General features: G+C 65.1%; 30 protein-coding genes. 16 read left to right on the top strand and 14 right to left on the bottom strand.

Going from position 1 to position 26,288, the window contains the following annotated elements; translation table 11 throughout:
• The first annotated feature begins 10 nt into the window (after window positions 1-10).
• Both QM588_RS01535 and QM588_RS01540 read left to right on the top strand, forming a co-directional pair.
• On the top strand, window positions 11-589 hold the full coding sequence (locus QM588_RS01535; protein ID WP_283311007.1) for a hypothetical protein: 579 nt from the start codon (window positions 11-13) through the stop codon (window positions 587-589).
• Window positions 590-1,564, top strand: a complete 975-nt coding sequence (locus QM588_RS01540; RefSeq protein WP_283311008.1) for a hypothetical protein — start codon at window positions 590-592, stop codon at window positions 1,562-1,564.
• Here QM588_RS01540 and QM588_RS01545 read toward each other — a convergent pair.
• Window positions 1,556-2,116, bottom strand: a complete 561-nt coding sequence (locus QM588_RS01545) for a sugar O-acetyltransferase (protein ID WP_283311009.1) — start codon at window positions 2,114-2,116, stop codon at window positions 1,556-1,558. The two genes, QM588_RS01540 and QM588_RS01545, sit on opposite strands and share 9 nt — an antisense overlap.
• Window positions 2,117-2,126: 10 nt before the next feature.
• Entirely contained in the window at window positions 2,127-2,633 is a 507-nt protein-coding gene (locus QM588_RS01550; protein WP_283311010.1) for a GNAT family N-acetyltransferase, read from the bottom strand.
• Window positions 2,634-2,650: 17 nt separating this feature from the next.
• On the opposite strand from QM588_RS01550, the gene QM588_RS01555 reads away from it, so the two are divergent.
• From QM588_RS01555 to QM588_RS01565, 3 genes are read left to right on the top strand one after another with little or no spacing between them, the layout of a single operon-like run.
• Window positions 2,651-3,616 carry a D-2-hydroxyacid dehydrogenase gene (locus QM588_RS01555; RefSeq protein WP_283311011.1) on the top strand — a complete coding sequence of 322 codons (966 nt, stop codon included), beginning with the start codon at window positions 2,651-2,653 and terminating at the stop codon, window positions 3,614-3,616.
• A 54-nt stretch (window positions 3,617-3,670) separates the two neighbouring features.
• The gene (locus QM588_RS01560; protein WP_032370002.1) at window positions 3,671-4,120 is read left to right on the top strand and encodes an SRPBCC family protein; all 450 of its coding nucleotides are present in this window, start codon (window positions 3,671-3,673) and stop codon (window positions 4,118-4,120) included.
• A gap of 27 nt (window positions 4,121-4,147) precedes the next feature.
• Complete coding sequence (locus QM588_RS01565) at window positions 4,148-4,909, top strand: class I SAM-dependent methyltransferase (protein WP_283311013.1); 762 nt, start codon at window positions 4,148-4,150, stop codon at window positions 4,907-4,909.
• On the opposite strand, the gene lppU is transcribed toward QM588_RS01565, so the two are convergent.
• The 4 genes from lppU to QM588_RS01585 all read right to left on the bottom strand — a co-directional run bounded on the left by lppU (window position 4,906) and on the right by QM588_RS01585 (window position 8,891).
• Window positions 4,906-5,505 carry an LppU family putative lipoprotein gene (gene lppU, locus QM588_RS01570; protein ID WP_222075591.1) on the bottom strand — a complete coding sequence of 200 codons (600 nt, stop codon included), beginning with the start codon at window positions 5,503-5,505 and terminating at the stop codon, window positions 4,906-4,908. The genes QM588_RS01565 and lppU overlap by 4 nt on opposite strands.
• A 106-nt stretch (window positions 5,506-5,611) precedes the next feature.
• Window positions 5,612-6,841, bottom strand: a complete 1,230-nt coding sequence (locus QM588_RS01575; RefSeq protein ID WP_283311778.1) for a molybdopterin-dependent oxidoreductase — start codon at window positions 6,839-6,841, stop codon at window positions 5,612-5,614.
• A 311-nt stretch (window positions 6,842-7,152) separates the two neighbouring features.
• Window positions 7,153-7,992 carry a DUF692 domain-containing protein gene (locus QM588_RS01580; protein ID WP_283311015.1) on the bottom strand — a complete coding sequence of 280 codons (840 nt, stop codon included), beginning with the start codon at window positions 7,990-7,992 and terminating at the stop codon, window positions 7,153-7,155.
• A complete protein-coding gene (locus QM588_RS01585) occupies window positions 7,989-8,891 on the bottom strand; it encodes a TIGR04222 domain-containing membrane protein (RefSeq protein WP_283311017.1) in 903 nt (300 codons plus the stop codon). Before QM588_RS01585 ends, QM588_RS01580 begins: the two co-directional genes overlap by 4 nt.
• A 160-nt stretch (window positions 8,892-9,051) precedes the next feature.
• Here QM588_RS01585 and QM588_RS01590 point away from each other — a divergent pair, with 160 nt between their 5' ends.
• The 3 genes from QM588_RS01590 to QM588_RS01600 are packed head-to-tail and all read left to right on the top strand — an operon-like array spanning window position 9,052 to window position 12,665.
• Complete coding sequence (locus QM588_RS01590; RefSeq protein ID WP_283311018.1) at window positions 9,052-10,311, top strand: HNH endonuclease signature motif containing protein; 1,260 nt, start codon at window positions 9,052-9,054, stop codon at window positions 10,309-10,311.
• A 60-nt stretch (window positions 10,312-10,371) separates the two neighbouring features.
• Window positions 10,372-11,670 (top strand): lipase family protein, encoded by a 1,299-nt coding sequence (locus QM588_RS01595; RefSeq protein WP_283311019.1) that lies wholly within the window; start codon window positions 10,372-10,374, stop codon window positions 11,668-11,670.
• Between the two features lie 14 nt (window positions 11,671-11,684).
• The gene (locus tag QM588_RS01600) at window positions 11,685-12,665 is read left to right on the top strand and encodes an endonuclease/exonuclease/phosphatase family protein (protein ID WP_283311020.1); all 981 of its coding nucleotides are present in this window, start codon (window positions 11,685-11,687) and stop codon (window positions 12,663-12,665) included.
• Here the strand turns inward: QM588_RS01600 and QM588_RS01605 are convergent.
• From QM588_RS01605 to QM588_RS01635, 7 genes are read right to left on the bottom strand one after another with little or no spacing between them, the layout of a single operon-like run.
• Window positions 12,658-13,257: a hypothetical protein gene (locus QM588_RS01605; RefSeq protein ID WP_283311022.1), complete on the bottom strand. Its 600-nt coding sequence runs from the start codon at window positions 13,255-13,257 to the stop codon at window positions 12,658-12,660. The genes QM588_RS01600 and QM588_RS01605 overlap by 8 nt on opposite strands.
• Window positions 13,258-13,270: 13 nt before the next feature.
• On the bottom strand, window positions 13,271-13,813 hold the full coding sequence (locus tag QM588_RS01610; protein ID WP_283311023.1) for a DUF6286 domain-containing protein: 543 nt from the start codon (window positions 13,811-13,813) through the stop codon (window positions 13,271-13,273).
• A complete protein-coding gene (locus QM588_RS01615) occupies window positions 13,810-14,202 on the bottom strand; it encodes an Asp23/Gls24 family envelope stress response protein (protein ID WP_283311024.1) in 393 nt (130 codons plus the stop codon). The genes QM588_RS01610 and QM588_RS01615 overlap by 4 nt, the downstream gene beginning before the upstream one ends.
• Entirely contained in the window at window positions 14,195-14,374 is a 180-nt protein-coding gene (locus QM588_RS01620) for a hypothetical protein (RefSeq protein WP_027495126.1), read from the bottom strand. The genes QM588_RS01615 and QM588_RS01620 overlap by 8 nt, the downstream gene beginning before the upstream one ends.
• Window positions 14,375-14,428: 54 nt before the next feature.
• The gene (locus QM588_RS01625) at window positions 14,429-14,713 is read right to left on the bottom strand and encodes a hypothetical protein (RefSeq protein WP_283311025.1); all 285 of its coding nucleotides are present in this window, start codon (window positions 14,711-14,713) and stop codon (window positions 14,429-14,431) included.
• 19 nt (window positions 14,714-14,732) lie between these two features.
• Window positions 14,733-15,023, bottom strand: coding sequence for an Asp23/Gls24 family envelope stress response protein (locus tag QM588_RS01630; protein WP_283311026.1), 291 nt, complete (start codon window positions 15,021-15,023; stop codon window positions 14,733-14,735).
• Window positions 15,020-15,508, bottom strand: coding sequence for an Asp23/Gls24 family envelope stress response protein (locus QM588_RS01635; protein ID WP_283311028.1), 489 nt, complete (start codon window positions 15,506-15,508; stop codon window positions 15,020-15,022). Before QM588_RS01635 ends, QM588_RS01630 begins: the two co-directional genes overlap by 4 nt.
• 121 nt (window positions 15,509-15,629) lie before the next feature.
• Here QM588_RS01635 and QM588_RS01640 point away from each other — a divergent pair, with 121 nt between their 5' ends.
• From QM588_RS01640 to QM588_RS01675, 8 genes are all read left to right on the top strand, one after another.
• Window positions 15,630-16,187 carry an RNA polymerase sigma factor gene (locus QM588_RS01640; protein ID WP_283311029.1) on the top strand — a complete coding sequence of 186 codons (558 nt, stop codon included), beginning with the start codon at window positions 15,630-15,632 and terminating at the stop codon, window positions 16,185-16,187.
• The gene (locus tag QM588_RS01645) at window positions 16,172-16,630 is read left to right on the top strand and encodes a hypothetical protein (protein WP_032407901.1); all 459 of its coding nucleotides are present in this window, start codon (window positions 16,172-16,174) and stop codon (window positions 16,628-16,630) included. Before QM588_RS01640 ends, QM588_RS01645 begins: the two co-directional genes overlap by 16 nt.
• A gap of 173 nt (window positions 16,631-16,803) precedes the next feature.
• Window positions 16,804-16,887: a potassium-transporting ATPase subunit F gene (locus QM588_RS01650; protein WP_072691966.1), complete on the top strand. Its 84-nt coding sequence runs from the start codon at window positions 16,804-16,806 to the stop codon at window positions 16,885-16,887.
• A 7-nt stretch (window positions 16,888-16,894) separates the two neighbouring features.
• The gene (kdpA, locus tag QM588_RS01655) at window positions 16,895-18,559 is read left to right on the top strand and encodes a potassium-transporting ATPase subunit KdpA (RefSeq protein ID WP_283311031.1); all 1,665 of its coding nucleotides are present in this window, start codon (window positions 16,895-16,897) and stop codon (window positions 18,557-18,559) included.
• Window positions 18,556-20,568: a potassium-transporting ATPase subunit KdpB gene (kdpB, locus tag QM588_RS01660; protein ID WP_032407899.1), complete on the top strand. Its 2,013-nt coding sequence runs from the start codon at window positions 18,556-18,558 to the stop codon at window positions 20,566-20,568. The genes kdpA and kdpB overlap by 4 nt, the downstream gene beginning before the upstream one ends.
• A gap of 2 nt (window positions 20,569-20,570) precedes the next feature.
• Window positions 20,571-21,227 carry a potassium-transporting ATPase subunit C gene (locus QM588_RS01665; RefSeq protein WP_032407898.1) on the top strand — a complete coding sequence of 219 codons (657 nt, stop codon included), beginning with the start codon at window positions 20,571-20,573 and terminating at the stop codon, window positions 21,225-21,227.
• Window positions 21,211-23,664 (top strand): sensor histidine kinase, encoded by a 2,454-nt coding sequence (locus tag QM588_RS01670; protein ID WP_052060808.1) that lies wholly within the window; start codon window positions 21,211-21,213, stop codon window positions 23,662-23,664. The genes QM588_RS01665 and QM588_RS01670 overlap by 17 nt, the downstream gene beginning before the upstream one ends.
• A complete protein-coding gene (locus tag QM588_RS01675) occupies window positions 23,661-24,338 on the top strand; it encodes a response regulator (RefSeq protein ID WP_032407896.1) in 678 nt (225 codons plus the stop codon). The genes QM588_RS01670 and QM588_RS01675 overlap by 4 nt, the downstream gene beginning before the upstream one ends.
• Before the next feature lie 3 nt (window positions 24,339-24,341).
• On the opposite strand, the gene ggt is transcribed toward QM588_RS01675, so the two are convergent.
• Window positions 24,342-26,264 carry a gamma-glutamyltransferase gene (gene ggt / locus QM588_RS01680; RefSeq protein WP_283311780.1) on the bottom strand — a complete coding sequence of 641 codons (1,923 nt, stop codon included), beginning with the start codon at window positions 26,262-26,264 and terminating at the stop codon, window positions 24,342-24,344.
• Window positions 26,265-26,288 lie beyond the last annotated feature (24 nt).

A 26,288-nucleotide genomic window follows, 5' to 3' on the forward strand; every position in this document is an offset into this window, starting at 1 on the left:
CGTCCTGCAGATGCGAATCACGCTCTACCGCAGGCAGTTCAAGGGTGGACAAGCGGTGATCAAGACCGTGTTCGGAGTGCTGGGGCTGGCCTTCGCGGTTCTCGCATGCGTGATGGCGGCTCGAACCGACGCGTCGCAGGTACTGGTGGGCGGCACTGCAAGCCTCGGGCTGACCCTGACGGGCCTGAGTTGGGTGCTCTTCCCGGTGCTGTCGGGTATCTCCGACGACAACATCCAGCCTCGTCACTTCCAACTGCTGTCCGTCGATCCCACGCGCCTGGCCCGTGCGCTGCTGACCACGTCGGTGATCGGCATGGTGGTTCCGCTGACGATCGTCGCGACGGCGTCCATTCCGATCTACGCTCTGTCGCGGTCGGTCGCAGCAGTGCCTCTTGCGCTCGTGGCCTGGCCCGCGACGGTGGTGTTCTTCGTGACGCTGTCGAGGGTGGTGACGCTGGCCATGTCGCAACTACTCAAGAGTCGCCGGAGCCGCGAGTTCGCCCTGCTGGCGTTCGGCGCCGTCTTCGGAGGCCTGTACTTCCTGCAGTTCCCCATCACGCAGAATCTCGATCGTGTGCTGTCGGGTTAGGTGACGTGGCCGCTGACACTGGCTCATTCGATTCCCTTCGGCTGGGGCATCACCGGCGTCGATGCTGTGCTGGACGGCAATTGGCTGTTGGCGATCGGCGCGGTGGCGGGATTGCTGCTGCTGGACGTCGCATTGGTGTGGGCATGGCAGCGACTGGTTCTTCGCCACTTCGAGGGACGTGTCTCGACGTCGTCGGGATCGACCCGCAAGCAGACGTCAGAGAAGGGGCGTGACGGTGCAACAGGGTGGCGAGCAACGCGGGTCGGCGCGGTAGTGACCCGAGAGCTGTCCCTGTGGCGCGGTGATATGCGTCGTCGAAGTCAGCTGCTGTCGGTGCTGATCTTCGCAGTGCTGGCCGGCATCGGCCCGCTGGTGACCGACTCGATTCCGTTCAGCGCAGCCTGGGGTGCGTGGATCGCGATCTTCATGGCTATGGGTGCGGGATCGAATTCGTACGGTCTCGACGGCGGTTCGATGTGGCACCTGGTGATGATTCCGCAGGCTCTCCCCGACGACATCCGTGGTCGGCAGATCGCCTGGTTGATGGTTGCTACCCCCTTCGCGGTCGTTCCGGTCCTGGTGGTTCGAGTGTTCGGAGACCTAGGGCTCGACCGATGGGAGATCCCTGTCGCCGTGACGATCTCGATGCTCGGAGTCAGCGCCGGACTGACCGCCGTGAACTCCGTACGCGGTGCCTACCCGGTGCCCGAAGCTACGAAGTCGTTTTCGATGAACACCCGGGGGTCGTTCACCGGCAATGCATTCGTCTTCCTCATCCTCGGGATAATGGTCCTGGCCGTATCGGTCGTGCCCGCGCTGCTTCTCGCACTGCTGCTTCCGGGAGCGTGGGCGTATCTGTCGATCCCGGTGGCCGTAGCGATCGGCTGGCTGGGGATGTGGTGGGGCGCGCGGATGGCAGTCGGCACGCTGGTTCGTGATTCCGACAGAATCCTGAATTCGGTGGTCTCACGGTAGTGCGCGGATCGCCCGGCACGGGTTCCCTGCAGCGAAGGTATGCGGCGGTACATCGCGGGTGACGACACTTCCGGCTCCGATGACAGAGTTCTCGCCGATCGTGACTCCTGGACAGACGATGACGCCTCCGCCCAGCCAGACATTGTCCCCGATGGTGATGGGAAGAGCGCTCTCCCAACGAGATCGACGAGCGTCATGGTCCTCCATGGGAGGCAGCGCAGTCAGTAGCTGCGCGCGTGGACCGATCGAGACGTCGTTTCCGATCGTGATCGGAGCGCAGTCCAACAGAATCGCGTCGTAGTTCAGAAAGCTGTTGGACCCGATGGAAATGTATGTGCCGTAGTCGCATTGGAATCGTGGCATGATCCACGAGTCCTCGCCGATGGAACCGAGTAGTTCCTCGAGTAGGGCGCGGCGCTCGACGGTCTCGTCCGCGTCCGTCGCATTGAAACGATGCAGCAACTTTCCACCGGACACACGCGAGGCAACCAGGTCGGGATCGCCGTCTCGGTAGAGTTCGCCGCGCAGCATCCGATCTCGGTTCTCGCTCATGGCGGACACGCTACAAGCCGGTCGGCTTCTCGAACAGCGCCACGCTGAACCACGAACTGTCGCTGTCGAAGTCGCGACGGCCGACGTACTGGAAACCCTGCCGAAGGTAGTAGTTGCGTAGATCAGTGTTGGTCTCGGCGCAGTCAAGCCGTAGCAGCCCTCGCCCTTCCTGTCGGGTCCGCTGCGACGCCCACTCGAGCAACGACGTACCCAGTCCCGTACCGGCTTCGCTTCTGTCGATCACCAATCCGTGCACGTAGCCGGCGAGCACATCGGGGTCGGGCCAGATGCTCGAATCGGCCCAGATCAGTCGCAGGGCTCCGACAACCGGGCCACCGGGGTGACGTCGAGCGACGTAGAACTCTCCCGCGTCTACCTGGGCAGCAACAGTCGACAGCGGTACTTCGCGCGGTGCCCACTGATCGATGCTGCGGGCGGCCAACCAGTCCTCGGCGGCGTGCCGGAGGTCGAGTATCGTTGCTGCGTCGGCGGCAGACGCGAGTTCTACGGTGAGCACCCTGCCATCGTACGGAGGTGACGAGTCCTGTGGTGAACGTGCTTGTGGTCGAGAGTGATTCGGACCGAAAAGCCTTCCCGTCGATCGATGGAGTTCAGTTCCGGAGCTGCGCGATCACCGAACTCGTCGACGCTGTGTCGTGGGCGGAGGTTCTGCTGTTTCGCACGTTCGAGACAGTCGACCTGCGCAACGTGTGGCCGCACGCCGACAAGCTTCGCTGGATTCATGTGTCGAGCGCCGGGGTCGATCGGGTGCTCGATCCGGTTCTGCGGGAAACCCCCTGGATACTGACCAACTCCGGCGGCATTCTCGACCGTGCGATCGCCGAGTACGTCGCTGCAGGCATTCTGGCGTCGATGAAGAAGCTGCCCGAAGCGCTTCGGCGACAACGTGAGCGGGTCTGGGAGCATCGACTCACCAGTGGAATTCACAATCGGAGAGTGCTGGTCGTCGGTCCGGGCTCGATCGGCCGCGCGATCGGTCGTGTTCTCGGGGCACTCGGCATGCGTGTAGATGCGGCCGGCACATCCGAGCGGCCGGGAGACGCGGAGTTCGAGGAGATTCGTTCGGTGGACGGGTTAGCCTCTTACGCAGATGAATACGACGTGGTGGTGCTGGCAGCGCCGCTGACCGAGAAGACTCGCGGTCTGGTGGATGCGGAGGTCCTCGGGGCAATGCGTCACGACGCGGGGCTGGTCAACATCGCCCGTGGTCCCGTTGTCGACGAACAGGCCTTGTGTGAGGCGTTGGCTTCCGGGGCGATCGGATGGGCCGTGTTGGACGTCTTCGAGGTCGAGCCACTTCCGACGTCGAGTCCGCTGTGGGAGCTCGACAACGTGATTCTGACGGCGCATCTGGCCGGTGACGCCGACGACTTCGCCGATCGGCTGTGGACGCTGTTCGAGGACAATCTCGATAGGTACCGGCGGAACGAGTCTCTGGTCAATGTGGTGGACAAGCAGGCGGGCTACGTCCGCCGGTAGAAGCCGACGCCAACTTATGTGTAACATGCCGTCGCGTGTATTAGTGTCGGTGGAATGCGTGAGATAAACCATTCGGCGGTCGCGTCGACACCCCGCGATGCGGCTTTCGCCTACCTCGACGACTATCGAAACGTCCCGCGGTGGATGTTCGGGATCACGCGGTTCGAGCCGAGGAGTGAGACCACCTCCGGTCTCGGGGCGACGTACGACGCAACCATGCAGATCGGCCCCAAGTCGTTGAATTCGATCGTGCGCGTCACCGAATGGGTCGAGAACGAGCGACTCACGCTCGAATCGGTCGAAGGCCTGTCCAACTCCTCGACCTGGTCTTTCACGGACCTGGATGAGGGCCGGACCCGTCTCGACGTCATCTTCCGTTACAGCTTGCCCGGGGGCATCGCCGGTAAGGTTCTCGGTGCCGTCGTGGAGCCCGTCGTCGGGCAGGCAATTCGGCACACCGAGTCCACTCTCCGATCGCAGCTGGAAGCGGCCGAACATCGGTAGTCCCGAATAATCGGTACTCTGGCTAACGTGACGGACGAGCCGAAGCGACCCCGCGGATTGACCTTCGGCAGAGTCGCCGAGGACTACGACCGAGCTCGCCCCGGGTACCCATCGGCGCTGTACACGGATGTTCTGGCTGGCGGTGCAACGCGGGTGCTGGAAGCGGGAGCCGGGACCGGCAAAGCCACCGTCGCGTTGGCCGAACGCGGCGCTTCTGTGGTTGCGGTCGAGCCGGACCCGGGTATGGCCGAGGTGATCCGACGCCGCACCGAGAACATGGACGTCGATGTTCAGGTCTCCCGGTTCGAGGACTTCGTCTGCGCGCCGTCATCGTTCGATGTCGTCGTGGCCGCTCAGGCGTGGCACTGGGTCGACCGCGATCGAGGAGCCGCGGTGGCGGCTCGTGCACTGGCCCCCGGGGGATCACTTCGGTTGTGGTGGAACATGCCCGGTCAGCTCGACGGGCCGGTGTGGGAGTCGGTGCGGGCTGCGTACATCGCCACCGAGCCGGGCGCCGCACCGCTGTTGGCGCACTCCCTCGGCGTGCAATCCGACACCGCGGTACCCCGCGCGGCCGGCTTCGGCCCCTGGTCCACGTCGACGTACGAGTGGGTTCAGCGTTACTCCGCGGACGAATTCTGCGCGATGGCCGCGACATATTCGAGTCACCTGATTCTCACCGACACACGTCGGCAGGAAGTGCTCCGAGCGGTCCATGCGGCTATCGACAGCCACGGCCACCTGACCTATCACTACGTCACGCAGATGATGACGGCGACTCGCGACTAGGACACCGTCGTGGTGCAGACGACGAATTGCCGTGCTTCGTAGGCGAATCCGCCTTCGGGGCAGTCGTTGGGGTCCGCGGTACCGGTCTTGATCTCGGTGACCTTCTCGACGCTCGTCGCGCTGGGGTCTGCGCAATCGACTCGGGCGGGCTCGTCCATTCCGGTACTCGGCACGCTCATGCAGCCGTCGATCACCCAGTCGACGTCGAGGCACAGTGCGCCCTGCTCGACACCGTTCAGAGTCTCGTAGTACGTCTGGTTGACGTCGGTGGGGCACTGCTCGTTCTCTGCGGCTTTGGCGATGACCTTGTAGTTGGACTCCATGCTGCCGCATTCGGCGTTGTCGATCTCGGCGGCCGTCATCGTGCCACCGAGCTTGACGCACTGACCGATCTCGACGTCGATATCGGTGGAGCCACCGGCGTCGATACCTTCCTGGCCGGACACGTTGTCGGTGGTGGTGGGGGCTGCGGAACTGCTGGAGGCGGTGGTGTCTGCGGCAACGGCAGTGCCGGCGTCGGACGACGAACAGCCCGCGGCGAGCATCAGCGTGAGGGCTGCACCCGCGGCGAGAAGGCCTCGAGATAGTGCGTGCATCGTGGCATGACCTTATGGACTCGTCCAGACGAAGGAGTACTCCTTCGTCGGCAGCCCCGCGGGCCACCGATGAAAGATTCTCGACCATCCGGGCGGTTTTGCAAAGTCACGAACGGAACACGATGCGCGCCACCCACTTGGTGTTGTGCACACCGGGAAGCGCGGGAACGATGACGCGTGCCGGGTAGCCGTGATCGAGCGAGAGATCGACGCCGTTGACTTTCAGTGCCAACAGCGAATCGGGATGTAGCGCTTGATTGCCCTGCAGCACAGCACGACCGAAGGGGCCACCCTGTTCTATCGAGATGACTTCCGCGGACCTGGGTGCGGGTACACCTGCCAATGCTGCGAGTTCGGCCAATGGAACGCCCGTCCACCTCTGCGTGGTCGACCATCCTTCGACACAGGCAATGGGAAGCTCGGCGGTGTGCTGAGTCATCGACATCAGCCTGCCGCGGGAGAGCACCACCGGTTCGGTGTTCTCCGAGGTACTTTCGACGGACAGGGTCCAGTCTGCGCCCGTCTGTGCTTCGGTGACTCCGGCCGCCTCGGCAGTGCGATTGATCTGAAAGTCGTTGGGCCCGTCGCCGTACGACCGCCCACGCGGAAGGAGAATTGCCGCCTTGCGTAGGACGCCGCCGACGGTCTGCCCCACCGTCAACACGGCCACGAAACCCATTCCGGCGGCGACCAATCCGATCGCACCGCGTCGGCTCATGGTCTGGTGTGGCGGGGACGGCGCTTCGTTGCGGGCACGCAGGACGTCCATCAACGACTCGGAGCGAAGGGTCCGCCACATCAGCGGTACCTTGAGGCAGAGGTGCACAAGGAATCCGGCGATGAACACCCAGGCACCGAAGTAGTGAGCGGCGTAGAAGTCGAAGCCGAACACGTAGTCGTACTGGATGTTCAGCACGCCGGTCACTATCTCGAACAGCAGACCTCCGACGAGTGCCAGCAGCGACAGTCGCTCGAGTGCATGTGCCGGCGACCGCACCGGCGGCAGTTCGACGAGCTTGGGCATCACCGACCAGAGCTTGGCGATCACGAGCGGGACGATGATCAGGCCCAACCCGACGTGCAGGCCCTGCGTCAGCTGGTACAGCCAGGCCGGATTCGTCGGCCAGTCGAAGAACGGTAAGCGCAGCCACCCGACGGCACCTGGTTTGGCCTGGCCGAATTGCGGTCCGTACGCACTGTAGGACAGCAGGCCCGTCAGGATCACGACAGGCAGCGCTATGAGCAGCACCGCACCGAACAGCGACGTCAACCACGTGCTGCGCAGCGGACTGCGAAAGCGCGCGAGCGGGTTGGGGGCGTCGGCCATGTACGGCATTCGCTGCCCGACCCGTCCCGGATGTGTGGCGGCGAGTTCCCCTTCCTGTTCCATAGCTCGGTAGAAGGCCTCGGCATCCTCGGCCGTCGACACCTTGGGGCGGCTCGACGCCCATCGGCGGAACAGCATTTCGTATCGGTCGCCCAACGCCGAGGGCAGTGCCGGATAGCGTGCCGCGATCTCGGCCGCTCGCTTGGTCAGCAACGCCGCTCGAACAGTGTCCACTGTCGCAGAATCGAATTCGGCGGGCAGCGGCCCACCTGCCACGAGAGCGCGCACCAACTCTTCTTGACGGCGCGCCAGGTCGTCGTTCACCTCGTGTACCCGGACGTCCGTACCCCGGTGATGCGATCGAGTCCCGCGGCATCCGCGATCGCATCCAGTTCTGCGAGTAGCTCGGCCTCGGGTGGATAGTGACCGTCGCGTTCGAGCATCAGGGGCGTGCGATGCCCAGCCGTCGCAAAGGTCCGTAGTAGTTCGAGGACTTCGTCGGGCACGGGTGCAGTGTGGGTGTCGTGGTAGATGCCGCCGCGGACCGTGCCACCGGCGATGTGGCAGTAGGCAATTCGATCCAAGGGCAGGCGTTCGAGTTCACGCCACGGGTCGCGGGCACGATTGATCGCGTTCGCGTACACGTTGGCGATGTCGAGCACCAGACTCACGCCGGTGCGCTCGACGAGTTCTGCCAGGAACTCGCTCTCGGTCAACTGGTCTTCCGGCCAATCGAACAGGGCTGCAATGTTTTCCACCGCCAGCGGAACTGGCACACCGTCCTGTGTTCGTGCGATGTTTCGCGCGAGCGCCGTCAGGGCTTCGCGGGTGCGTGGTACCGGAAGCAGATGACCGGCCTCGATGCCGTCGGCGCGGACGAAGGCGATGTGCTCGCTCACCAACGGGGATCCGAGCATGGAGGCCACTCGTGCCAGCCGGTCGATACGGTGCTGTTCCACTGGCTCGGCACCACCCAACGACAACGAGATTCCGTGCGTGACGACGGGGACGCCCAGTGCGACTAGGCGATCGGGTGCCTGCTCACCGATCGATTCGGCGATGACCTCGCAGAACGCCAGCCCCGGGAGCCCCGAGACGATGCCGGATATCTCCGAGCGCCAACCGATTCCGAGCCCGACGGGCACTGCGTCGATGTTCAACCTCCACACCCTCCGCCGCCGCAGCCCCCACCGCCACCGCCACAACTGCTACTGCCGCCGTCGCCTCCGCTGCCACCACTGTCGCCGCCGAAGCCGAACGACGCGGCACCACCGGCCTGGGCGGTGCCGTAGCTGAGTGCACCGGCCATCGCCGGATCGAGCATCAGCAGGGCCCCTGCTCCGAAGATGGCTGCCGACATTCCGGCACGAGTCGGCCCGTAGGCGGTGAAGGACGGTCGCGCCCGGGGTGAAAGGTAGTCGTTCTCGGCGCGGAGCCGGCGCAGTTCGGTGTCGCCCGCAGCTGTTCGCCGGCGTCGACGAAGCAGAATCGGCAGCGCCGCGAACAGGACGAGCACGATCGCGAAGAGGAACCAGACGGGCTTGCCGTTCGCGGTTCCGGCGACGATGCGAGCAATTCCGACTGCGATGACGAAGAGCACCGGGAACACCCGTGTGCCGGCGGAGCCGCGTGCGCCGTGCAGCAGACCCTCGTCGACGAGAGTGCTCCGCAGTTGCGCACATGTGCCGGACATGTTCGCCACCAGTCGGGAGCGAACCAGAGGGGCCTTACCGCCACCGAGGCGTTCGAGAACGGTGCGGGTGAACCAGTCCAGCTGTGAGCGCTCGATGGCGCTCAGCTCGCGGCGCTTTCTTCCTTGCGAGTCGATGATCTCGGCACCGCGAAGTATGGCCAACGACGCCATCACTGCCTGGGAGTCGCTGGTGAGCACACCTACTTCGGGTGGCGTGAGCACGCGGCCTGCCGACGTCACCGGGGCCGATCGGTGAGCGGCTATCCAGTTCCCCGCCATCGTCAGGAGTATCGCGAGAACGGCCGCGAGCAGGTACCAGCGGAGAAAGTCTGTGCTGGGGATGCCCCAGGTGTCCGAACCGTTCATGGCCACACCCACTTTCCGTCGGATCCAGCATCTGCTGCTCAGTATCGGGCCCGTGGGCGAGAAAGCAACCCCGACAGCGTCCCCGCGGGGACGGGTGCGTCGGTTCCTCGGCGTTCTTGTCGGTACCTCGTCGTACTGTCGTCGAACATACATTCGACGGGTGGGGGCATTCATGGTCGAGATTGCAGACATCGAGACGGAGATATGCGCGCTGGCGGGCCAGATCGCGGCTGCATCTGCGCAGTATCTGATCCTGGTCGGTGAGTTCGATGCTCGACGTGGGTGGGCCGTGTGGGAGACGAGGTCCTGTGCGCACTGGTTGTCCTGGCGCGCCGGAGTCGATCTGCATACTGCCCGTGAGCAGGTGCGGGTGGCCAAGGCGATGCGCGAGCTGCCGTTGATCACCTCTGCGTACCTGAGCGGCACGGTGTCGTACTCGAAGGTGCGCGCGATGACCCGTGTTGCCACCGCCGACAACGAAGCGTCACTGCTGCAGAAGGCGCTCGATGCACCCGCCGCGCACATCGAACGTCTCTGCCGTGGTCTGAAGAAGGCGATGCGGCCGACCAGAGGCAACGGCGTCGACCTCGATCCGTGTGTGGGACGGTGGCGCTGGGACGACGAGGACGGCTCGCTCGTGGTGACGGCGCGCTTTCGGCCCGAGGACGGCAAGCGATTTCTGGCCGCTGTGACCAGGGCCGAGTACGAGCGCACCCGCACCGAGGTGGAATCCGAGGGTGACCGGTCGGCCCCGGCACCGGCGAATCCGGTTCCTGCGCTCGTCGCGATGGCGGAGATGGTGTGCGACGCCATCGATTCACCGGTCGTCTCACCTGCCGCGGACGTGTTGGTACACCTCGGAGACAGCACCGAAGCCGGGTGCGATCATGCTCATTTCGATGACGGGCCCGGGCTCGACGACGAAACTCTCGCTCAGGTGTTGTGTTCGTCGGTCATGCGAGTCGTCGGTCACGGCCGGTTGGGAAAAACGGTGCGGTGGAGTACTACTGCCAAAGCTCCGAGCCGAACCCAGCTGCGTCAGTTGATCATTCGCGATCGATGCTGCTCGGTGCCCGGATGCGGGCGCACCCGATTTCTGCATGCTCACCACGTCACCTACCGCTCGCGGGGAGGTGCGACGTCGCTCGACAACCTGGTTCTCCTGTGCGGCGAACACCATCGAGCACTGCACGACGGCTACTTCTTCATCGAATCCCTCGGCCACCAACGATTCACGTTCCGGCACCCATCGGGAGGAGAGATGGTTCACGCGCCGGCGTTGTCCGGAGATGCCGAGGTCCTCCGGCGGCGATATCAGCACATCGAACCCGACGCCATTGTCCCGAACTGGGGCGGGGAAGGCCTCGACCTGAGCTACGCGACCGACGTTCTGATCACCAACTGGCAGCAGGCTGCATGAAAAGGGCCCGTTCAGGGCAAGTTAGTGTGACGAAGAGACTCGGACAAGAAGCGGTGGGATATGAGCGTCGACAGATCGATGGCGGACGAACAGTCCTGGCCGGTGGAACCATGGCCGAGCTGCGAGGATGCAACCAGGCCTGAGAACGACCCGTTCTACGCCGCGCCCGAGGGTTACGAAGCAGCTCTACCGGGGACGATCCTCAAGGTGAGGCCGGTCGAGGTCGCGATGTTCGGCCACGTGCGCCAGCGAGTCGACGCGTGGCAGCTGCTCTACCGAACCGCCGATCTGGGCGGTTTACCGCAGGCCAGTGTGACGACGGTGCTGAGGCCGCACGATGGCGAACCGGTGTTGCTCTCGTACCAGTGCGCCATCGACGGCGTCGCGTCCTCGTGTTTTCCGTCCTACGCGCTTCGACGCGGCTCGAAGGCCCTCGGCGCAGTTCCTCAGTTCGAGTTCCTGCTGGTTCTGCATGCCCTTCGCCGCGGATGGACCATCTCGATCCCCGACCACGAGGGACCGGACGGACATTGGGGGTCGCCGCAGGAACCAGGATTCTGCACACTCGACGCAATCCGCGCGGCGCTGTCGTTCGAGTCGTTGGAACTGCACGAGAGCACACCCGTCGCATTGTGGGGATATTCGGGCGGCGGGCTCGCGACGTCGTGGGCCGCAGAAATGGCCCCCGAGTACGCGCCGGAGCTCGAGCTCGTCGGTGCCGCCCTCGGCTCCCCCGTCGGCGATCCGGGTTCTGCGTTCACCAGGCTCAACGCGACGCTGCACGCGGCTCTGCCGACGCTGGTTGTCGCGGGACTGCGACGCACCTACCCCGATCTCGATCGCGTGGTGCGTCAGTACGTCAGCGAGGACGGAATGCGCATTCTCGATTCCGTCGAATCCATGACGACCGTCCGCGCCGTCCGACGCCTGGCCCGGCACGACCTGGACAACTACATCGACATTCCGCTCGCCGACCTGCTCGCGTTGCCCGAGATCGTGCAGGTGTTCCAGGACATCCAGCCCGGTCGCACTGCGCCGTCGATACCGCTGCTGGTCGTGCAGGCCGTGCACGACCAGATCATTGCCGTCGACGACGTCGACGGCCAGGTCGACCGGTACCTCGAAGCCGGCGCACACGTGACCTACCTGCGAGATCGATTGAGCGAGCACCTGTCGCTGCATCCGCTCAGTGCGCCCCTGACCCTCGATTGGCTCGCGGATCGATTCGCCGGGCTTCCCGTCGCCGAGCCGGCGACCAAAACGGTGTGGTCGACGGCGTTCTCGATCGCGGCAGTACGGGGCTTGATGTCGCTGACCTGGACAACCGTCCGAGCATTGACCGTCGGCGTCAGGGCGTAGCTACTCTCGGTGCGATGCAGCGAACCTGGATACGGATTCTCACCGGAACGATCGCGACGCTGGGCATCGTCACCGGATTGGTCGCGATGGGCGCGTACTACACCGATACCCGCATCAACGTTCTGATCGCGCTGGCATCGTTCGTTCCCCTGATGCTCATCGCTGTCGTGGTCGGTGCTGTCGTCGCGCTGATCGGCAGGCAATGGATTCTGGCGGCGGTATCCGCGGTCGTGTTGGCAGCAGCCGCAGTGGCGTACGCACCTCTGTACATGGCCGACGCGGCATCCCAGGACGACGCGAGCGGCGATGCCGTCCGGCTGCGGGTGATGCAGGCCAACCTGATGGTGGGTAGCGCGGATCCGTCGGTCGTCGTCGGATCGGCACGCGACAACGCCGTCGACGTCGTCACAATCCAAGAGCTGACCGATGCGTCGGTGATCGGGCTACGGGACGCCGGCATGGAGCAGCTCTTTCCGTACAGCTACCTGCGCGCGTTGCCGACGGGCGGCGGAGGAGCCGGAATCTACAGTCGCATACCGCTGTCCGACAACCGCGAACTGGACGGCTACGGGCCGGTGAACCTGGCCACCGCCATCGACGTTCCCGGATCGGAGCCGGTGACGCTGCTGGCCGTCCATCCCGGCCCCGCGTACATCACCCCGGCCGATATCTGGACCGCCGAACTCGACACGCTCCGTGGCGATCTGGAGGCGGTGTCTGCCAGCGGCCCCGTCATCGTCAGCGGTGATTTCAACACCACGTATTCGCACAAGAAGTTCAGGAATCTGCTCGACGCCGGATATTCCGATGCCGCAGCACAATTGGGGATGGGGCTGATTCCGACCTATCCCACGGACAAGGGAACTCCCGCTGTTGTCGGCATCGACCACATTCTCACCAATTCCGGGCATGCCCGATCACTGGAAAGAATCGACCTCCCGGGATCGGACCACCACGGTCTGATCGGGGAGATCGAGTTCTCCGGTGTCAGCTGACGCGCGTCGACTGCTTGCGAGACTTTCCGCACTGCAACAGGATTCGAACCTTGGCTGGAGTTCCGTCGAGCGCGGTCACGATATCGTCGCGGGTCCGTGCTGCGGCGTCGGACACCCGCTCGAGGGACGTGACGGCCGGATCGAGCGTGGCGACGATCTCTACCACTCGCTGTCCCCTGTCCGAGACCGAACGACCCGAGGCCGTGACAACGCCGTCGTGACCTGCCAGCGACTTTGCTGCACTACGGGCCGCGGTGCCCAGGTCGACGCTGAGCCTGCCGTCGACATGCTCTCCGTCCATGTTCGCGACGTCGGCCGACGTGGATTCGAAGGCCACGGTCCCGACCGATCGTCGCGGCAGGTGCGCGAGCAACCACCACAGACCCAACAGGATCAGCACGACCGCGGCCACACCGAGAGCCCAGGGCCACCAACCGGCGTCGACGGCGGTGTCGACGAACGCGGCGTCCAGACGGTCGCGGCCGGTAAGCTCGCCGCGTTCCCACGCGATGGCTCCGCCGCCGAGAGCGATCAGAGCAAGCCCGACGACGGCTGTGCCGGTGCGGTCGAGCGATGCGGTTGCGCGTTTCACAGCTGCCGTCCTTTCATGAGGCCTGTCCTGTCGTTCGCACTCGGGTGCGGACCTTGGGTGCCGACGCGAGTGGGCGGAGGGCGTTGTCCACCGACGTCACGACCGCGGACTTCAGTGCCGAGGTGTCGGTACCGTCCACGGTGGATACGGCGACGGTGACCTTCTTGTTGCCTGCCTTGGCAGAAGCTGTGTCGACGCCGACAGAGTCGAGGGCGGCAGATCGAGCTACGGCAGCGACGTCGCCCTTACGAAGCCAGACGCCCTGTTCGGTGAGGGCACGGTGCGTACGACGACGTGGGCGAAGTGCCACGAACACGAGAACGAATCCGACGACGACCGCGGCGATACCGGCGGGCAGCATCCACTGCTGAGCGGTGAGCCCATCGAGGTTCGACGCGGCCGGGCCGACCCACTCGGAGCCGTCGAGAGCGCCCAGCTTCAGCAGCGCCTCGCGGCCGAGCACGACTCCGGCGGCGATGAGAACGAGAGCGAACAGGACGGCCGGAACAGCTGCGGTGGGGTTGGCCACCGGCTTCTTGCTGGCTTCGTCTTTCACTGCACTCTCCCTTCTTCGCTGGTGGGCTCGGCCGGTACGCATTCGACGGTGACGTCGACTCGGTCGACGGTGTAGATACCCAGTTCGGACAGATCTCGGGCTACAGCGGCGCGAACGTTCGCAGCCACCTTCGCCAACGGGGAGGGCCAGGTGACTCCGACGGAGACCTTCGCTCGCACGCGCTCGCCGGTGATCGTCACATTGGCCTTCGGCAGATCACGCCCGCCGAGGAGGTGCAGTCCGGGCTGGCGGTCGGTGACGGAGTCGGTGCCTCGGGCTGCCAGGACGGCCAGGCGTTCGACTGCTTTGTGCTTGATTTCGAGGGAACCGCGCTCGCCGGGGTCCGCGAGCGTCCCCGGGGCTGCCGGTGTCTCTGCTGTGTCAGTCACGACCGCGACCACGCATGATCGAGTTCAGGTCGAGTTCACCGTCGATGTAGCGGCCGACGAAGAAGCCGAGTCCGCCGAGGACGATGGCGATGAGGAAGCCGGTGAAGCCGCCGGCTGCTGCGGCGATGGCCAGCAGAAGTCCCACGAACAAACCGATGGTTGCAGTGGTCATGGTCTTGATCTCCAGTCAGAGTGTTCGGAATCCGAGGTGTCGGATGTCGAGGGTTCAGATGTCGAAGTAGTTGCGTCGAGTGACGCGTTTGCGGAGCCGGGCGATGCGTTTCGGCAATGTGCGCAGTGGAGTCGGTACCGAGGACGAACGGAACGCTGTCGGTGCGCTGGCAGTGTTGATCGGAGTCGACGGAAGTACGGCGAACCGGCGGTCGACTTCGGCCAGCTCTGCCATGTACCGGGCGGGATCACCACCGATGTCGGGGTGGTGTTCTCGGGCCACAGCGCGCCGGGCCGCCTTGTACTCGGCGGCCCGGTCGCGCGCTGAATGCTCGTTCACCTGGTCAGACTCGCACAATTCAGACCCGCACGACGTCCTCGACGGTGACGTGCACGGGCCCGTCGACCATTGCCGCGACGGTGCTACGCACTGCCTCGGCGGTCTCCCGTACGGCGACGCCGAATTGGAGAGTGACGTGTACCTCGGTGCCGTCGTCTGCGATCCGGACGCCGGCGACGCGGCGTCCGGGTAAATAGGTCGCAGCCTCGCCGAACATGCCGCCGTGCAGCCCGACGACACCGTCGATCGCCAGTACGGCGTCGGCGATGTCCTCGGACTTGTCACGGTCCGTCGGGTTCGGGTCGGTCACTGCACTCGGGTGGAGGCGGTCTCGGTGGTCTCCTCTTCGTCCGAGCCGTCGTCGAGGAAGATGTCGTGAACGACGATGTTGACCTCGGTGACCTCCAGGCCCGTCATACGCTCGACGGCGTTGATGACGTTGCGGCGGATGCCTGCTGCGAGGTCTGCGATGGAGACGCCGTAATCGGCGACGATGTCGATGTCGACCGCTGCCTGACGCTCGCCGACCTCGACGGAGACGCCCTGCGACTGGTTGACGCGGGCACCCGGGATGCGCTCGCGCAGGGCACCGATCGCGCGGCTCGCGCCGCCGCCGACGGCGTGTACGCCCTGGACCTCACGGGTGGCGATGCCGGCGATCTTCGAGACGACGGTATCGGCAATGGTGGTGCGGCCCTGCGAGCTGACGAGCACGGAATCCGACTTCGTGGTGATGTCGGTCTTGCCTTCGCCTGCTGCGGATACGGTTGCCTTGGTGTCCGTCGTGGAGCTCATGACTGCCTCTCTTCGCTGAGTAGTGGTGCACAGTGTGTGTCAGGAGTTGGTCGTAGCTCGATCACCGAAACGCACGTACAAATAAAGTGACCTACGTCATAGATTACGTCTGGGGGGCCCGATGGAGTGGAGAGATGCGTCGGACCGCGTACTCGTCGGCGCAGCCGCGCTCGGCGAGACGGATGCGTTCGAGGAGATCGTGGGCCGATACGGACCGGAGATGTTTCGGTACGCCCGAAACATGCTGTCCGATCAGGGTGCAGCAGAGGAGGTGGTGCAGGACGCGTTCGTCGCAGCGTGGAAGGGGCTCGACAACTTCCGTGGCGATTCGGCCCTGCGCACCTGGCTGTTCTCGTTGGTCTCGCACAAGGTGATAGATCATCGTCGGCGTCGTAGCGTTCCTCCTGCGGAAGACTGGGTATTCGAGCGCAAGAGCACGGGCGCGGGAAGTGATCCCGCGGCGGACGTCGAAGCAGACAGCTTCATGACCGAATTGGGTGTGGCTCTCGCGGAGTTGCCCTATCGGCAGCGGGCCTGCTGGTTGCTTCGGGAGGTCGAGGGCCTGACCCATCCGGAGATCGGCGCGATCATGACGTTGTCCGCAGGAGCAGTACGAGGTCAATTGACCAGAGCACGAGCAACATTGAGCGAAAGGTTGGCGACATGGCGAACCCGGTAGAACCGAATGCGGTTCTCGCGCGTGCTGCCACCGAGCTTCGGGAGGCACCGCAGGAACCGAATTGGGTGGACATCAGCTCGTCCATCCTTGCGAAGGTGCGCAATACGACGCGTCGCACCTGGCCGATAGACAGCGCCTTCCCGGTCGGCTCACCCGCCGATCCACGGGACTCGCTGCGGATCAGCGATCACATCGTCAAGACGACGCTGCGCCGTGCTCTCGCGGGCGTACACGGGGCGCAGCCCACCGAGATCGATCTCGATCTCGACGATCACGCCTGCACAGGTCTGTTCGTCGCGGTGATCGGCGTGTACGGCGACGATCTGCAGGCGGCGGGCGAAGAACTGGCATCTATCGCCATCGACGTGGTTGCGGACCTGCTCGGCGTCACCCTCGACAGGGATGCGGTCGAAATCCGCGTCGACGACATCGAGGAGCGCTAGCGGATCGCGGTTGTCCGAGGAGCGCTAGCGGATCGCGGTTGTCCGAGGAGCGCTAGCGGATCGCGGTTGCCCGAGGAGCGCTGGCGTAAAAACTCCGTCATGACCGCAGGTCGTGAGCGTAGGAAAGCGTAAGGAACGCGTTTTCGCTCGGTGGTGGGATTCAAGATCGAGCAATGACCGAATTGCTCTGTCTCACGGTGGCTGCGTTCGTCGCGGTCTACCTGTTCGTCGCTCTTCTCGATCCGGAGAGGTTCTGACGCCGCCATGAATCCTGCTCTTTTAGCCGGTCTTCAGATCGCTGTGGTCATCGTCGTGTTGGCGGCGGCGTACGTGCCGCTCGGTGACTACATGGCCCGGGTGTTCGGTTCGACCCACGACACTCGAGTCGAGAGTCTGCTCTATCGGGTGGCCCGGGTGAACTCGTCGTCGGAGCAGACCTGGGTCGGCTATTCCACCAGCCTGCTGGGGTTCTCGTTCGCCGGGGTCGTATTCCTGTTCGTACTGCAGCGAATTCAGGGTGTGCTTCCGCTGAACGGCGGCCTGTCGGGGGTGAGTCCGGCGATGGCGTTCAACACTGCGGCGTCGTTCGTCACCAACACCAACTGGCAGTCGTACGTTCCCGAGACCACGCTGTCGAATCTGACGCAGCCGCTGGGGCTCGCGGTGCAGAACTTCGTCTCTGCTGCAGTCGGTCTCGCGGTGGCGATTGCCGTCGTGCGCGGCTTCGTTCGGGTGTCGACGGGCGGTGAGCTCGGCAATTTCTGGGTCGACCTCACGCGTGGGACGCTCCGCATTCTGCTGCCGCTCTCCGTTCTCGTCGCGGTGATCATGCTGGCTCAGGGCACGGTCATGTCGTTCTCGACCGGCTTCACCTCCACCGGCCTCGATGGGCAGACGGTCACCAATGCGCTTGCGCCCGTTGCCTCGCAGGAGGCGATCAAGGAGATCGGCACCAACGGTGGTGGCATTCTGGCGGCCAACTCGGCGCATCCGTTCGAGAACCCGACACCACTGACCAATATCGTGCAGATCATCTCGTTGCTGCTGATCCCAGTGGCCCTCACTCGTACGTTCGGCACGATGATCGGTAACCGTAAGCAGGGACTGACTCTGTTGGCGGTGATGGCAACGCTGTGGGCCACGCTGTTGGCGGTGACGTTGTTCGCCGAATCCGGTACCCGTGGAGTCGCAGCAACAGCCGCGGGCGCGATGATGGAAGGCAAGGAAGTTCGCTTCGGCATCCCGGCGTCGGCACTGTTCGCGGTCTCCACCACCGGAACATCCACCGGTGCAGTCAATTCGGCGCACGACAGTATGTCTGCGCTGGGCGGCGGAGCCGTGTTGCTGAACATGTTGTTCGGCGAGATCGCACCCGGTGGCGTCGGCACCGGCCTGTACGGATTGCTGGTGCTCGCGGTCATCGCCGTCTTCGTCGGTGGTCTGCTCGTCGGCCGAACTCCGGAATTCCTCGGTAAGAAGCTGGGCCGACGGGCGATCACGATGGCCGCGCTCTCGGTTCTCGTGATGCCGATCCTCGTGCTCGTCGGCACGTCGATCACGGTGATACTCGAATCGACGACGAGCTACCAGGGCAACCCCGGCATCCACGGATTCACCGAGGTGCTCTACGCCTACGCATCGGCATCGAACAACAACGGCAGCGCTTTCGGCGGCCTGACGGTGACGAGCGACTGGTTCCAGATCTCCCTCGGTATCGCGATGCTGCTCGGCCGCTTTCTGCCGATCGTCTTCGTACTGGCCCTGGCCGGTTCGCTGGCGACGACCAAACGCAGCGCGCCCAACGCCGGCACCCTGCCCACCGATGGACCGTTGTTCGGCACGCTGCTGATCGGTACCTCGATCCTGGTCGCGGCCCTCACCTTCTTCCCCGCACTTGCTCTCGGACCCATAGCAGAGGCCATGCAATGAACCTGTCACTGAACACCGCTCTACCCGGCGCGTTCCGCAAACTCGATCCGCGCCACCTCGCCCGAAACCCGGTCATGTTCGTCGTCTTCCTCGGTTCGATCGTCACGACGATTCTGTCGATCGCTCAGCCGTCGGTGTTCGCCTGGTTCGTCACCGGCTGGCTGTGGTTCACGGTGCTGTTCGCGAACCTCGCCGAATCCGTCGCCGAAGGCCGCGGAAAGGCGCAGGCAGCCAGCCTGCGAAAGGTGAAGCAAGACACTACTGCTCGACGACGCACGGCGTCGGGAACCGAGTTCGTGATCACCGAGGTGGCCGGTGCCGAATTGAAGGTCGGTGACGAGGTCGTCGTCTCGGCCGGTGAGGTCATTCCCGGCGACGGCGACGTCATCGAAGGGATTGCGACCGTCGACGAATCGGCCATCACCGGTGAATCGGCTCCCGTGGTCCGTGAATCCGGAGGCGACCGGTCGGCCGTCACCGGCGGTACGATCGTGCTGTCCGACGAGATCGTCGTGAAAATCACTGCAGCACAGGGCGAGACGTTCGTCGATCGAATGATCGCACTCGTCGAGGGTGCCGCGCGGCAGAAGACGCCGAACGAGATCGCCCTGAACATCCTGCTCGCGTCGCTGACCATCGTGTTTCTCTTCGCTGTCGTCGCCATCGGTCCTATGTCGAATTACTCGGGACAGCAACAGGATCCAATCCAGCTGATTGCCCTGCTCGTCTGTCTGATCCCCACGACCATCGGGGCACTGCTCTCGGCCATCGGTATCGCGGGCATGGACCGGTTGGTGCAGCGCAACGTCCTCGCGATGTCCGGCCGGGCCGTGGAGGCGGCGGGCGACATCGACACCCTGCTGATGGACAAGACCGGCACCATCACCTTCGGTAACCGCCGCGCCACCGGCCTGCATCCGGCGACGGGCATCGACGCCGCCGAATTGGCTCGTGCGGCTCGGCTCTCGTCGCTGGCCGACGGCACCCCCGAGGGACGCAGCATCGTCGAACTGGTCGAGCGAGACTTCGACTCCGTCACGGCAGAAGGCGAATCCGAGCGTGGCGAGTTCGTGGCGTTCACGGCGCAAACTCGGATGAGCGGATTGGATCTACCGGGCATGGAGATCCGCAAGGGTGCAGCGGATTCGGTCTACAGCTGGATTCGCGACGGCGGCGGCACCGCGGATCTGGACGGTACCGTGCACGAGATCGCCCAGAACGGCGGCACTCCGCTGGTGGTTGCGGTACGTGAAACCGGTTCTGCAGCTCGCGCTCTCGGTGTCGTCGAGCTCTCGGACGTCGTCAAGCCCGGCATTGCCGAACGGTTCGCTCAGCTGCGGGCCATGGGCATCCGAACCGTGATGGTGACCGGCGACAATCCGTTGACCGCCAAAGCCATTGCCGCCGAGGCAGGTGTCGACGACTACCTGGCCGAGGCCACCCCGGAGGACAAGCTCACGCTCATCCGACAGGAGCAGGAAGGCGGCAGGCTCGTTGCGATGACCGGCGACGGCACCAACGACGCCCCGGCTCTCGCGCAGGCCGACGTCGGCGTCGCGATGAACACCGGTACCTCGGCCGCCAAGGAAGCCGGCAACATGGTGGACCTCGATTCCGACCCGACCAAACTGATCGAGATCGTCGAGATCGGTAAGCAGTTGCTCATCACTCGCGGTGCTCTGACGACGTTTTCGTTGGCCAACGACCTGGCGAAGTACTTCGCGATTCTGCCGGCGATGTTCTCCACCGTCTACCCCCAGCTGGGCGGGCTCAACATCATGCACCTGGCGACCCCGGAATCGGCGATCCTGTCCGCGGTGATCTTCAATGCGCTCGTCATCGTGGCGCTGATTCCGTTGGCACTCAAAGGGGTTCGATACACCCCGGCGTCCGCAGCTGCGTTGCTGCGGCGGAACCTGCTCGTCTACGGCGTCGGCGGCGTCATCAGTCCGTTCGTCGGTATCTGGCTCATCGACCTGCTCGTTCGACTCATTCCAGGGATTGGCTGACCATGCGTTTCGTACAGGGATTTCTCCGTCAGGTCGTCGCCGGCTTCGCAGTGCTGCTGGCGCTCACCGTGATCCTCGGCATCGCCTATCCGGCTGTGGTCTGGGGCATCAGCCGCATCGGCACCGACTCCGCCGAGGGGTCGCCGCTGCGTGACGCACAGGGCTGCGTCGTCGGAAGCTCGTTGATCGGCGTCGATCCGCAGGTTGCTCCGGGAGAGCCGGATCCGTTCTTCCACACCCGCGTTACGGGCTCGGTATCGGACGACGATGCGTTCGCTCCCGGTGATCCGGCCGCCGCACTGCCGACCAATCAGGGCCCGTCGAGCGAGGTACTCGCGTCGTTCGTCGAGCAGCGCCGGGCCGCGATCGCCGCCCGGGAGAACGTCGACCCGTCCGTGATTCCGGCCGACGCCGTCACCGGCTCCGGATCCGGTATCGATCCCGACATCAGTCCCGCCTACGCGGCGCTCCAGGTCGCCCGGGTGGCGCAGGTCAACGGCGCGCCGGTGAGCGAGGTGGAGGCTCTGGTCGACCAGTACACCCGCGGCCCGCAGTACGGTGTACTCGGTGCCGAAGCGGTGAATGTCCCGGAGTTGAACCTGGCACTGCGGGACGCATACCGGCCGGGTGAGGAGACAGGCTGTGGCGGACAGGGGTGAGCTGCGGATCTACCTCGGTGCCGCACCCGGCGTCGGTAAGACTTTCGCCATGCTCGGCGAAGCTCGTCGGCTGCAGGATCGCGGACGTGACGTGGTCGCGGCCGTCGTCGAAACCCACGGGCGGGCGCGAACCATCGAGGCGCTCGAGGGAATCGAAGTCCTGCCGATGGCCACCGTCCGTTACCGAGGAGCCTCGGCGCAGGAACTCGATCTCGACGCGGTCCTGACGCGTCGTCCCGAGGTGGTGCTCGTCGACGAGCTGGCGCACACCAACACTCCGGGCAGCGTCCACGACAAGCGTTGGCAGGACGTCGAAGTGCTGCTCGACGCGGGCATCGATGTCATCTCCACCCTCAATGTGCAGCACCTCGAATCTCTGAACGACGTGGTGCAGCAGATCACCGGTGTTCCGCAGCGAGAGACGGTTCCCGACAGCGTGGTTCGGGCCGCCGACGAAGTCGAGCTGGTCGACATCACACCCGAGGCGCTGCGGAGCAGGCTGCGGCACGGCAACGTCTACGCCGCCGACAAGGTGGACGCCGCGCTGAGCAACTACTTCCGCGGCGGCAATCTGACGGCTCTGCGCGAGCTCGCACTGCTGTGGATCGCCGATCAGGTCGACGCCGCATTGGTGAAGTACCGCAAGGACAATCGCATCACCGATACCTGGGAGGCGCGCGAGCGGGTGGTGGTCGCGGTGACGGGCGGCCCCGAGTCGGAAACCCTGCTGCGGCGGGCGAGCCGGATCGCCTCGAAGTCGAGTGCCGAACTGATGGTGCTGCACATCGTTCGCGGAGACGGCCTCATGGGCGTGTCCGCACCGCAGATGGGTTCCGTGCGTAAGCTCGCCGCCGGCCTCGGTGCGAGTGTGCACAGCGTCGTCGGGGACGACGTGCCCACCACTCTGCTCGATTTCGCCCGCGGAGTGAACGCCACCCAGTTGGTGATCGGTACCTCGAGACGGTCACGCGCCGCCCGCATTCTCGACGAGGGTATCGGCGCGGCCGTCGTGCAGAACTCCGGAAAGATCGACGTGCACATGGTCACTCACGCCGAGCAGGCCCGTCGGCGGAGTCTGCAGGTCGATTCGGGTCGTCGACGGGTGATCGCCTGGCTCGCCGCGGTGCTGGTGCCCTGCCTTGCCGCGGCGGTGCTGAGCACGGTCGGTCCCGATTTCGATTCCAGCGGTGAGAGCGCCCTGTTCTTCATGGTGGTGCTGTGTGTGGCGCTGCTCGGAGGTGTTGCTCCGGCAGCACTCTCGGCGCTGATCGCAGGATTTTTGCTGAACTATTTCTTCACCACACCCAGATACAGCCTGACGATCGCCGAGCCGGACAACTTCGTCGTGACCGTCGTGCTGCTGTTGGTCGCTGTCGCGGTGGCGGCCTTGGTGGATGCGGCTGCTCGGCGGACGCGTCAGGCACGGCGCGCGACGCAGGAAGCCGAACTGTTGACCCTGTTCGCAGGGTCCGTCCTTCGCGGTGCCGATCTGGGCGCGCTGCTCGAGCGCGCACGGGAGACGTATCGCCAGTCCGGCGTCGCACTGTGGGACAACCAGTCCCGATCCATCGTGGGCAGCTCGGGCGAACACCCGCCGACCGATCGCAACGGGGCCGACACCGAAATCGACGCGGGCGATTTCACGCTGCTGCTCGTCGGCGAACGTACCCGCGCCCACGATCGCCGCGTCCTCGCAGCCGTGGCCAACCAAGCCGCGGGCATGGTGCGCCAAGCCCGGCTCGCCGAGGAAGCCAGCCGCGCCAACGCACTCGCCGAGGCCGACGCATTGCGTCGAGCATTGCTCTCGGCCGTCAGCCACGATCTGCGGACGCCGCTGTCGGCTGTCAAGGCAGCGTCGTCGTCGCTGCGCAGCACCGACGTTCAGTTCTCGCCCGAGGACACCGACGAACTGCTCGCCACCATCGACGAGTCGGCCGACCAGTTGACGGCACTGGTGACCAATCTGCTCGACTCGTCGCGGCTGCAAGCCGGTGTGGTGCAACCGAGTCTGCGTCCCGTCTTCGTCGACGACGTACTGGCAGGCGCGCTGGTGGGGGCCGACGAGCGGGTACGGGTCGAGGTGGGCGACGTCGAAGTGCTCGCCGATCCGGGACTGCTCGAACGAGTGCTCGCGAACCTGGTGGCCAACAGTGCCCGCTACGCCCCTACCGGCGAGATCACCGTGCGTGCCGCAGTGCACGGTGATCTCGCCGCCATCTCCGTCGTCGACCACGGCCCCGGTATCACCGTCGGGGCCGAGGCGACGATGTTCGACGCGTTCCAACGCCTCGGCGATCGCGACAATTCGGTGGGCGTCGGACTCGGCTTGTCGGTGGTGCGAGGATTCGTGCGGGCCATGGGCGGTACCGTCACGGCGTCGGACACCGTCGGCGGAGGGCTGACGATGACGGTCGAGTTGAAGGCGGCGAGCAGGTGAAGGTACGGGCGCTCGTCGTCGACGACGAACCGCAGATCGTGCGGGCGCTGCGGATCAATCTGAACGTCCGCGGATTCGAGGTCGTCAGCGCGGCTACGGGTGGGGAAGCACTGCGGGTGGCCGCGAACTTTCATCCGGACATCGTGATTCTGGACCTCGGTCTGCCCGACATCGACGGGATCGACGTCATAGCAGGTCTGCGCGGATGGACCGATGTGCCGATTCTGGTGCTCTCGGCGCGCACCGACTCGGCCGACACCGTCGAGGCGCTCGATGCCGGAGCGGACGACTTCGTGACCAAGCCGTTCGGCATGGACGAGCTGCTGGCGCGGCTACGCGCGGCCCTGCGCCGCGGACCGCAATCGGTGCCGGACCCCATCGTCGAGACCGCGGACTTCACCGTCGACCTCGCTGCCAAAACCGTTGTTCGACAGGGCGAGAACGTGCACCTGACGCGCACCGAGTGGGGAGTGTTGGAGCTGCTCGTCCGCAACGAAGGAAAGCTGGTGTCGCAGAAAGACATTCTGCGTACCGTGTGGGGGCCCGGGCACGAACGCGAAACACATTATCTGCGCATCTATCTCGGCCAACTACGCCAGAAGTTGGAACGAGACCCAGCGGCACCGGTGCATCTGATCACCGAAACCGGCATGGGCTATCGATTCGTGAGCTGAGCGCTACCCACCCAGTACCTCGCCTTCGCGGCGCGGATCCGCTCCGCCGATCCAGCCACCATCGGTGCGTTGCAACGCGCTCAGCCCGCTCGACTGGTCGGCAACCGAGACCTGATGGCCCATCTCGCGCAGCTTCACCACGACCGGATCGTTCTCTCCGGACACGTTGGGATGTTCGCCGCCGTAGTTGGTGGACGGGGTGTTGGCCGCTCCGAAGTCGACCATCGACACCGCCTGCTGCGGGTCCATTCCCCAATCGAGAAGTCCTACCAGTGTTTTCACGACGAACTGGATGATCACCGATCCGCCGGGTGAGCCTGCGACGAGAACGAGATCTCCGCGTGTGCCGTCGTCGCTGCGGTCGAACACCAGGGTCGGGGCCATCGAACTGCGCGGGCGCTTGCCTGGCTCGACACGGTTGGCCATGGGAGTTCCGTCCTCGGCCACCGGCGCGGCCGAGAAGTCGGTCAGCTGATTGTTGAGCAGAAAGCCGTCGACCATGTGGAACGAGCCGAAGGCCGACTCGACGGTCGTCGTCATCGAGGCTGCGTTGCCGTTTCCGTCGACGATCGAGATGTGGCTGGTGCCGTGCTCGGGATCGGTGGACGAGGCGAACTGCACCGGCCCGAAGTCGCCCGGTTTCGCGGTGCCCATCGACGTGCCTTCGTCGATCAGTCCTGCTCTGCTGCTGAGGTACTCGGGATCGAGCAGGGTGTCGGGCGAGCCGCCGGGTAGGGGTACGAAGTCCGGATCCGCGACGTACTTGTCGCGATCGGCGTAGGCCAGACGCTCGGCCTCGGAGATCAGGTGCACGGCCTCGGCGGTCGGCTTGCCGCCGTCGGCGTCCATGTCCGTCGGGGCGTACTGCGCCAGATCGAAATTCGACAGAATGCCCATCGTCGACGCCACCGCGATTCCACCGGAGGACGGCCCCGGCATTCCGCAGATGTCGTGATCGCGGTACGGCGTGCACACTGCGGTACGGGTCTTCGGCTCGTAGCCGGCGAGATCGTCCACCGTGATCTGCCCCGGGGTACGGCCGGCGGTGGTATCTGCTGCCGCGTCGACGATCGCCTGGGCGATGTCGCCGGTGTAGAAGGCATCGGCACCGTCGGTTGCGATGGTGGACAACGTCTTCGACATCGCGGGATTGTTCAGCACTGTGCCGGCAGGCTTACCGGTTCCGTCGGGCTGCAAGAAGTAGTCCTTGGACGCCGGGTCGAGTGCCAGCTTCGGTGCCGAGTCCGCGATGGACGAGGCCATGCGCGGGCTGATCTCGATTCCGTTGTCTGCGAGCTCGATCGCGGGTCGGAACAGATCCCCCCACGGCTTGTCGCCGTGATCCTCGTGGGCCTGCTCGAGCATGCGCACAACGCCCGGCACACCGATCGATCGGCCACTGGACCGCGCATCCGGTTGCGGCACAGTGCGGTTGACGTCGTCGATGTAGCGGAGGTAGTCGCCGGTGGCACTCATCGGCGCGGTCTCGCGACCGTCGTAGCTCTGCACCTCGCCCGACGCGGCGTCGTAGTACATCAGAAACGCTCCGCCGCCGATTCCCGACGACTGGGGTTCGACGAGACCGAGCACGGTCTGCGCCACGATGAGGGCGTCGGCCGCGGTGCCGCCGTCGCGTAGTACCTCGCATGCGGCCTCCGTGGAGACCGGGTTGGCGGTGGAGACCGAGTACGACGGCGTCTCGACCGGAGTCATGTTCGACCGATATCCGGTCGCCACTTCCGGATTGGTGGAGATGTCACCCGAGCCGGTGCTCGGGACCTTTCCTACCGGGGTGCCGCCACTGGCACCGAGTACGCAACTGTCCGCCGCGGCGGTCTCGGTACCGGCGTCGTCGCTACTGCTGCATGCGACGAGCGGCACCAGCAGAAGAGCACAGGCGAGGGCGGTGTAGCGAACAGGGCGCATTCCGGTTGCAGACACCGCTCGACG

Origin of the sequence: Rhodococcus sp. IEGM 1354 (assembly GCF_030056855.1) — a bacterium.
Classification (GTDB): domain Bacteria; phylum Actinomycetota; class Actinomycetes; order Mycobacteriales; family Mycobacteriaceae; genus Rhodococcoides.

Bases quoted from the DNA above. Each gene is read 5' to 3' on its own strand.
- QM588_RS01635 (WP_283311028.1), bottom strand. From the start codon at position 15,508: ATGAGCTCCACGACGGACACCAAGGCAACCGTATCCGCAGCAGGCGAA.
- QM588_RS01585 (WP_283311017.1), bottom strand. From the start codon at position 8,891: ATGAACGGTTCGGACACCTGGGGCATCCCCAGCACAGACTTTCTCCGC.
- QM588_RS01640 (WP_283311029.1), top strand. From the start codon at position 15,630: ATGGAGTGGAGAGATGCGTCGGACCGCGTACTCGTCGGCGCAGCCGCG.
- kdpB (WP_032407899.1), top strand. From the start codon at position 18,556: ATGAACCTGTCACTGAACACCGCTCTACCCGGCGCGTTCCGCAAACTC.
- QM588_RS01575 (WP_283311778.1), bottom strand. From the start codon at position 6,841: ATGCCGTACATGGCCGACGCCCCCAACCCGCTCGCGCGCTTTCGCAGT.
- lppU (WP_222075591.1), bottom strand. From the start codon at position 5,505: ATGCACGCACTATCTCGAGGCCTTCTCGCCGCGGGTGCAGCCCTCACG.
- kdpA (WP_283311031.1), top strand. From the start codon at position 16,895: ATGAATCCTGCTCTTTTAGCCGGTCTTCAGATCGCTGTGGTCATCGTC.
- QM588_RS01535 (WP_283311007.1), top strand. From the start codon at position 11: ATGCGAATCACGCTCTACCGCAGGCAGTTCAAGGGTGGACAAGCGGTG.
- QM588_RS01620 (WP_027495126.1), bottom strand. From the start codon at position 14,374: ATGACCACTGCAACCATCGGTTTGTTCGTGGGACTTCTGCTGGCCATC.
- ggt (WP_283311780.1), bottom strand. From the start codon at position 26,264: ATGCGCCCTGTTCGCTACACCGCCCTCGCCTGTGCTCTTCTGCTGGTG.
- QM588_RS01595 (WP_283311019.1), top strand. From the start codon at position 10,372: ATGAGCGTCGACAGATCGATGGCGGACGAACAGTCCTGGCCGGTGGAA.
- QM588_RS01600 (WP_283311020.1), top strand. From the start codon at position 11,685: ATGCAGCGAACCTGGATACGGATTCTCACCGGAACGATCGCGACGCTG.
- QM588_RS01665 (WP_032407898.1), top strand. From the start codon at position 20,571: ATGCGTTTCGTACAGGGATTTCTCCGTCAGGTCGTCGCCGGCTTCGCA.
- QM588_RS01650 (WP_072691966.1), top strand. From the start codon at position 16,804: ATGACCGAATTGCTCTGTCTCACGGTGGCTGCGTTCGTCGCGGTCTAC.
- QM588_RS01560 (WP_032370002.1), top strand. From the start codon at position 3,671: ATGCGTGAGATAAACCATTCGGCGGTCGCGTCGACACCCCGCGATGCG.
- QM588_RS01645 (WP_032407901.1), top strand. From the start codon at position 16,172: ATGGCGAACCCGGTAGAACCGAATGCGGTTCTCGCGCGTGCTGCCACC.
- QM588_RS01545 (WP_283311009.1), bottom strand. From the start codon at position 2,116: ATGAGCGAGAACCGAGATCGGATGCTGCGCGGCGAACTCTACCGAGAC.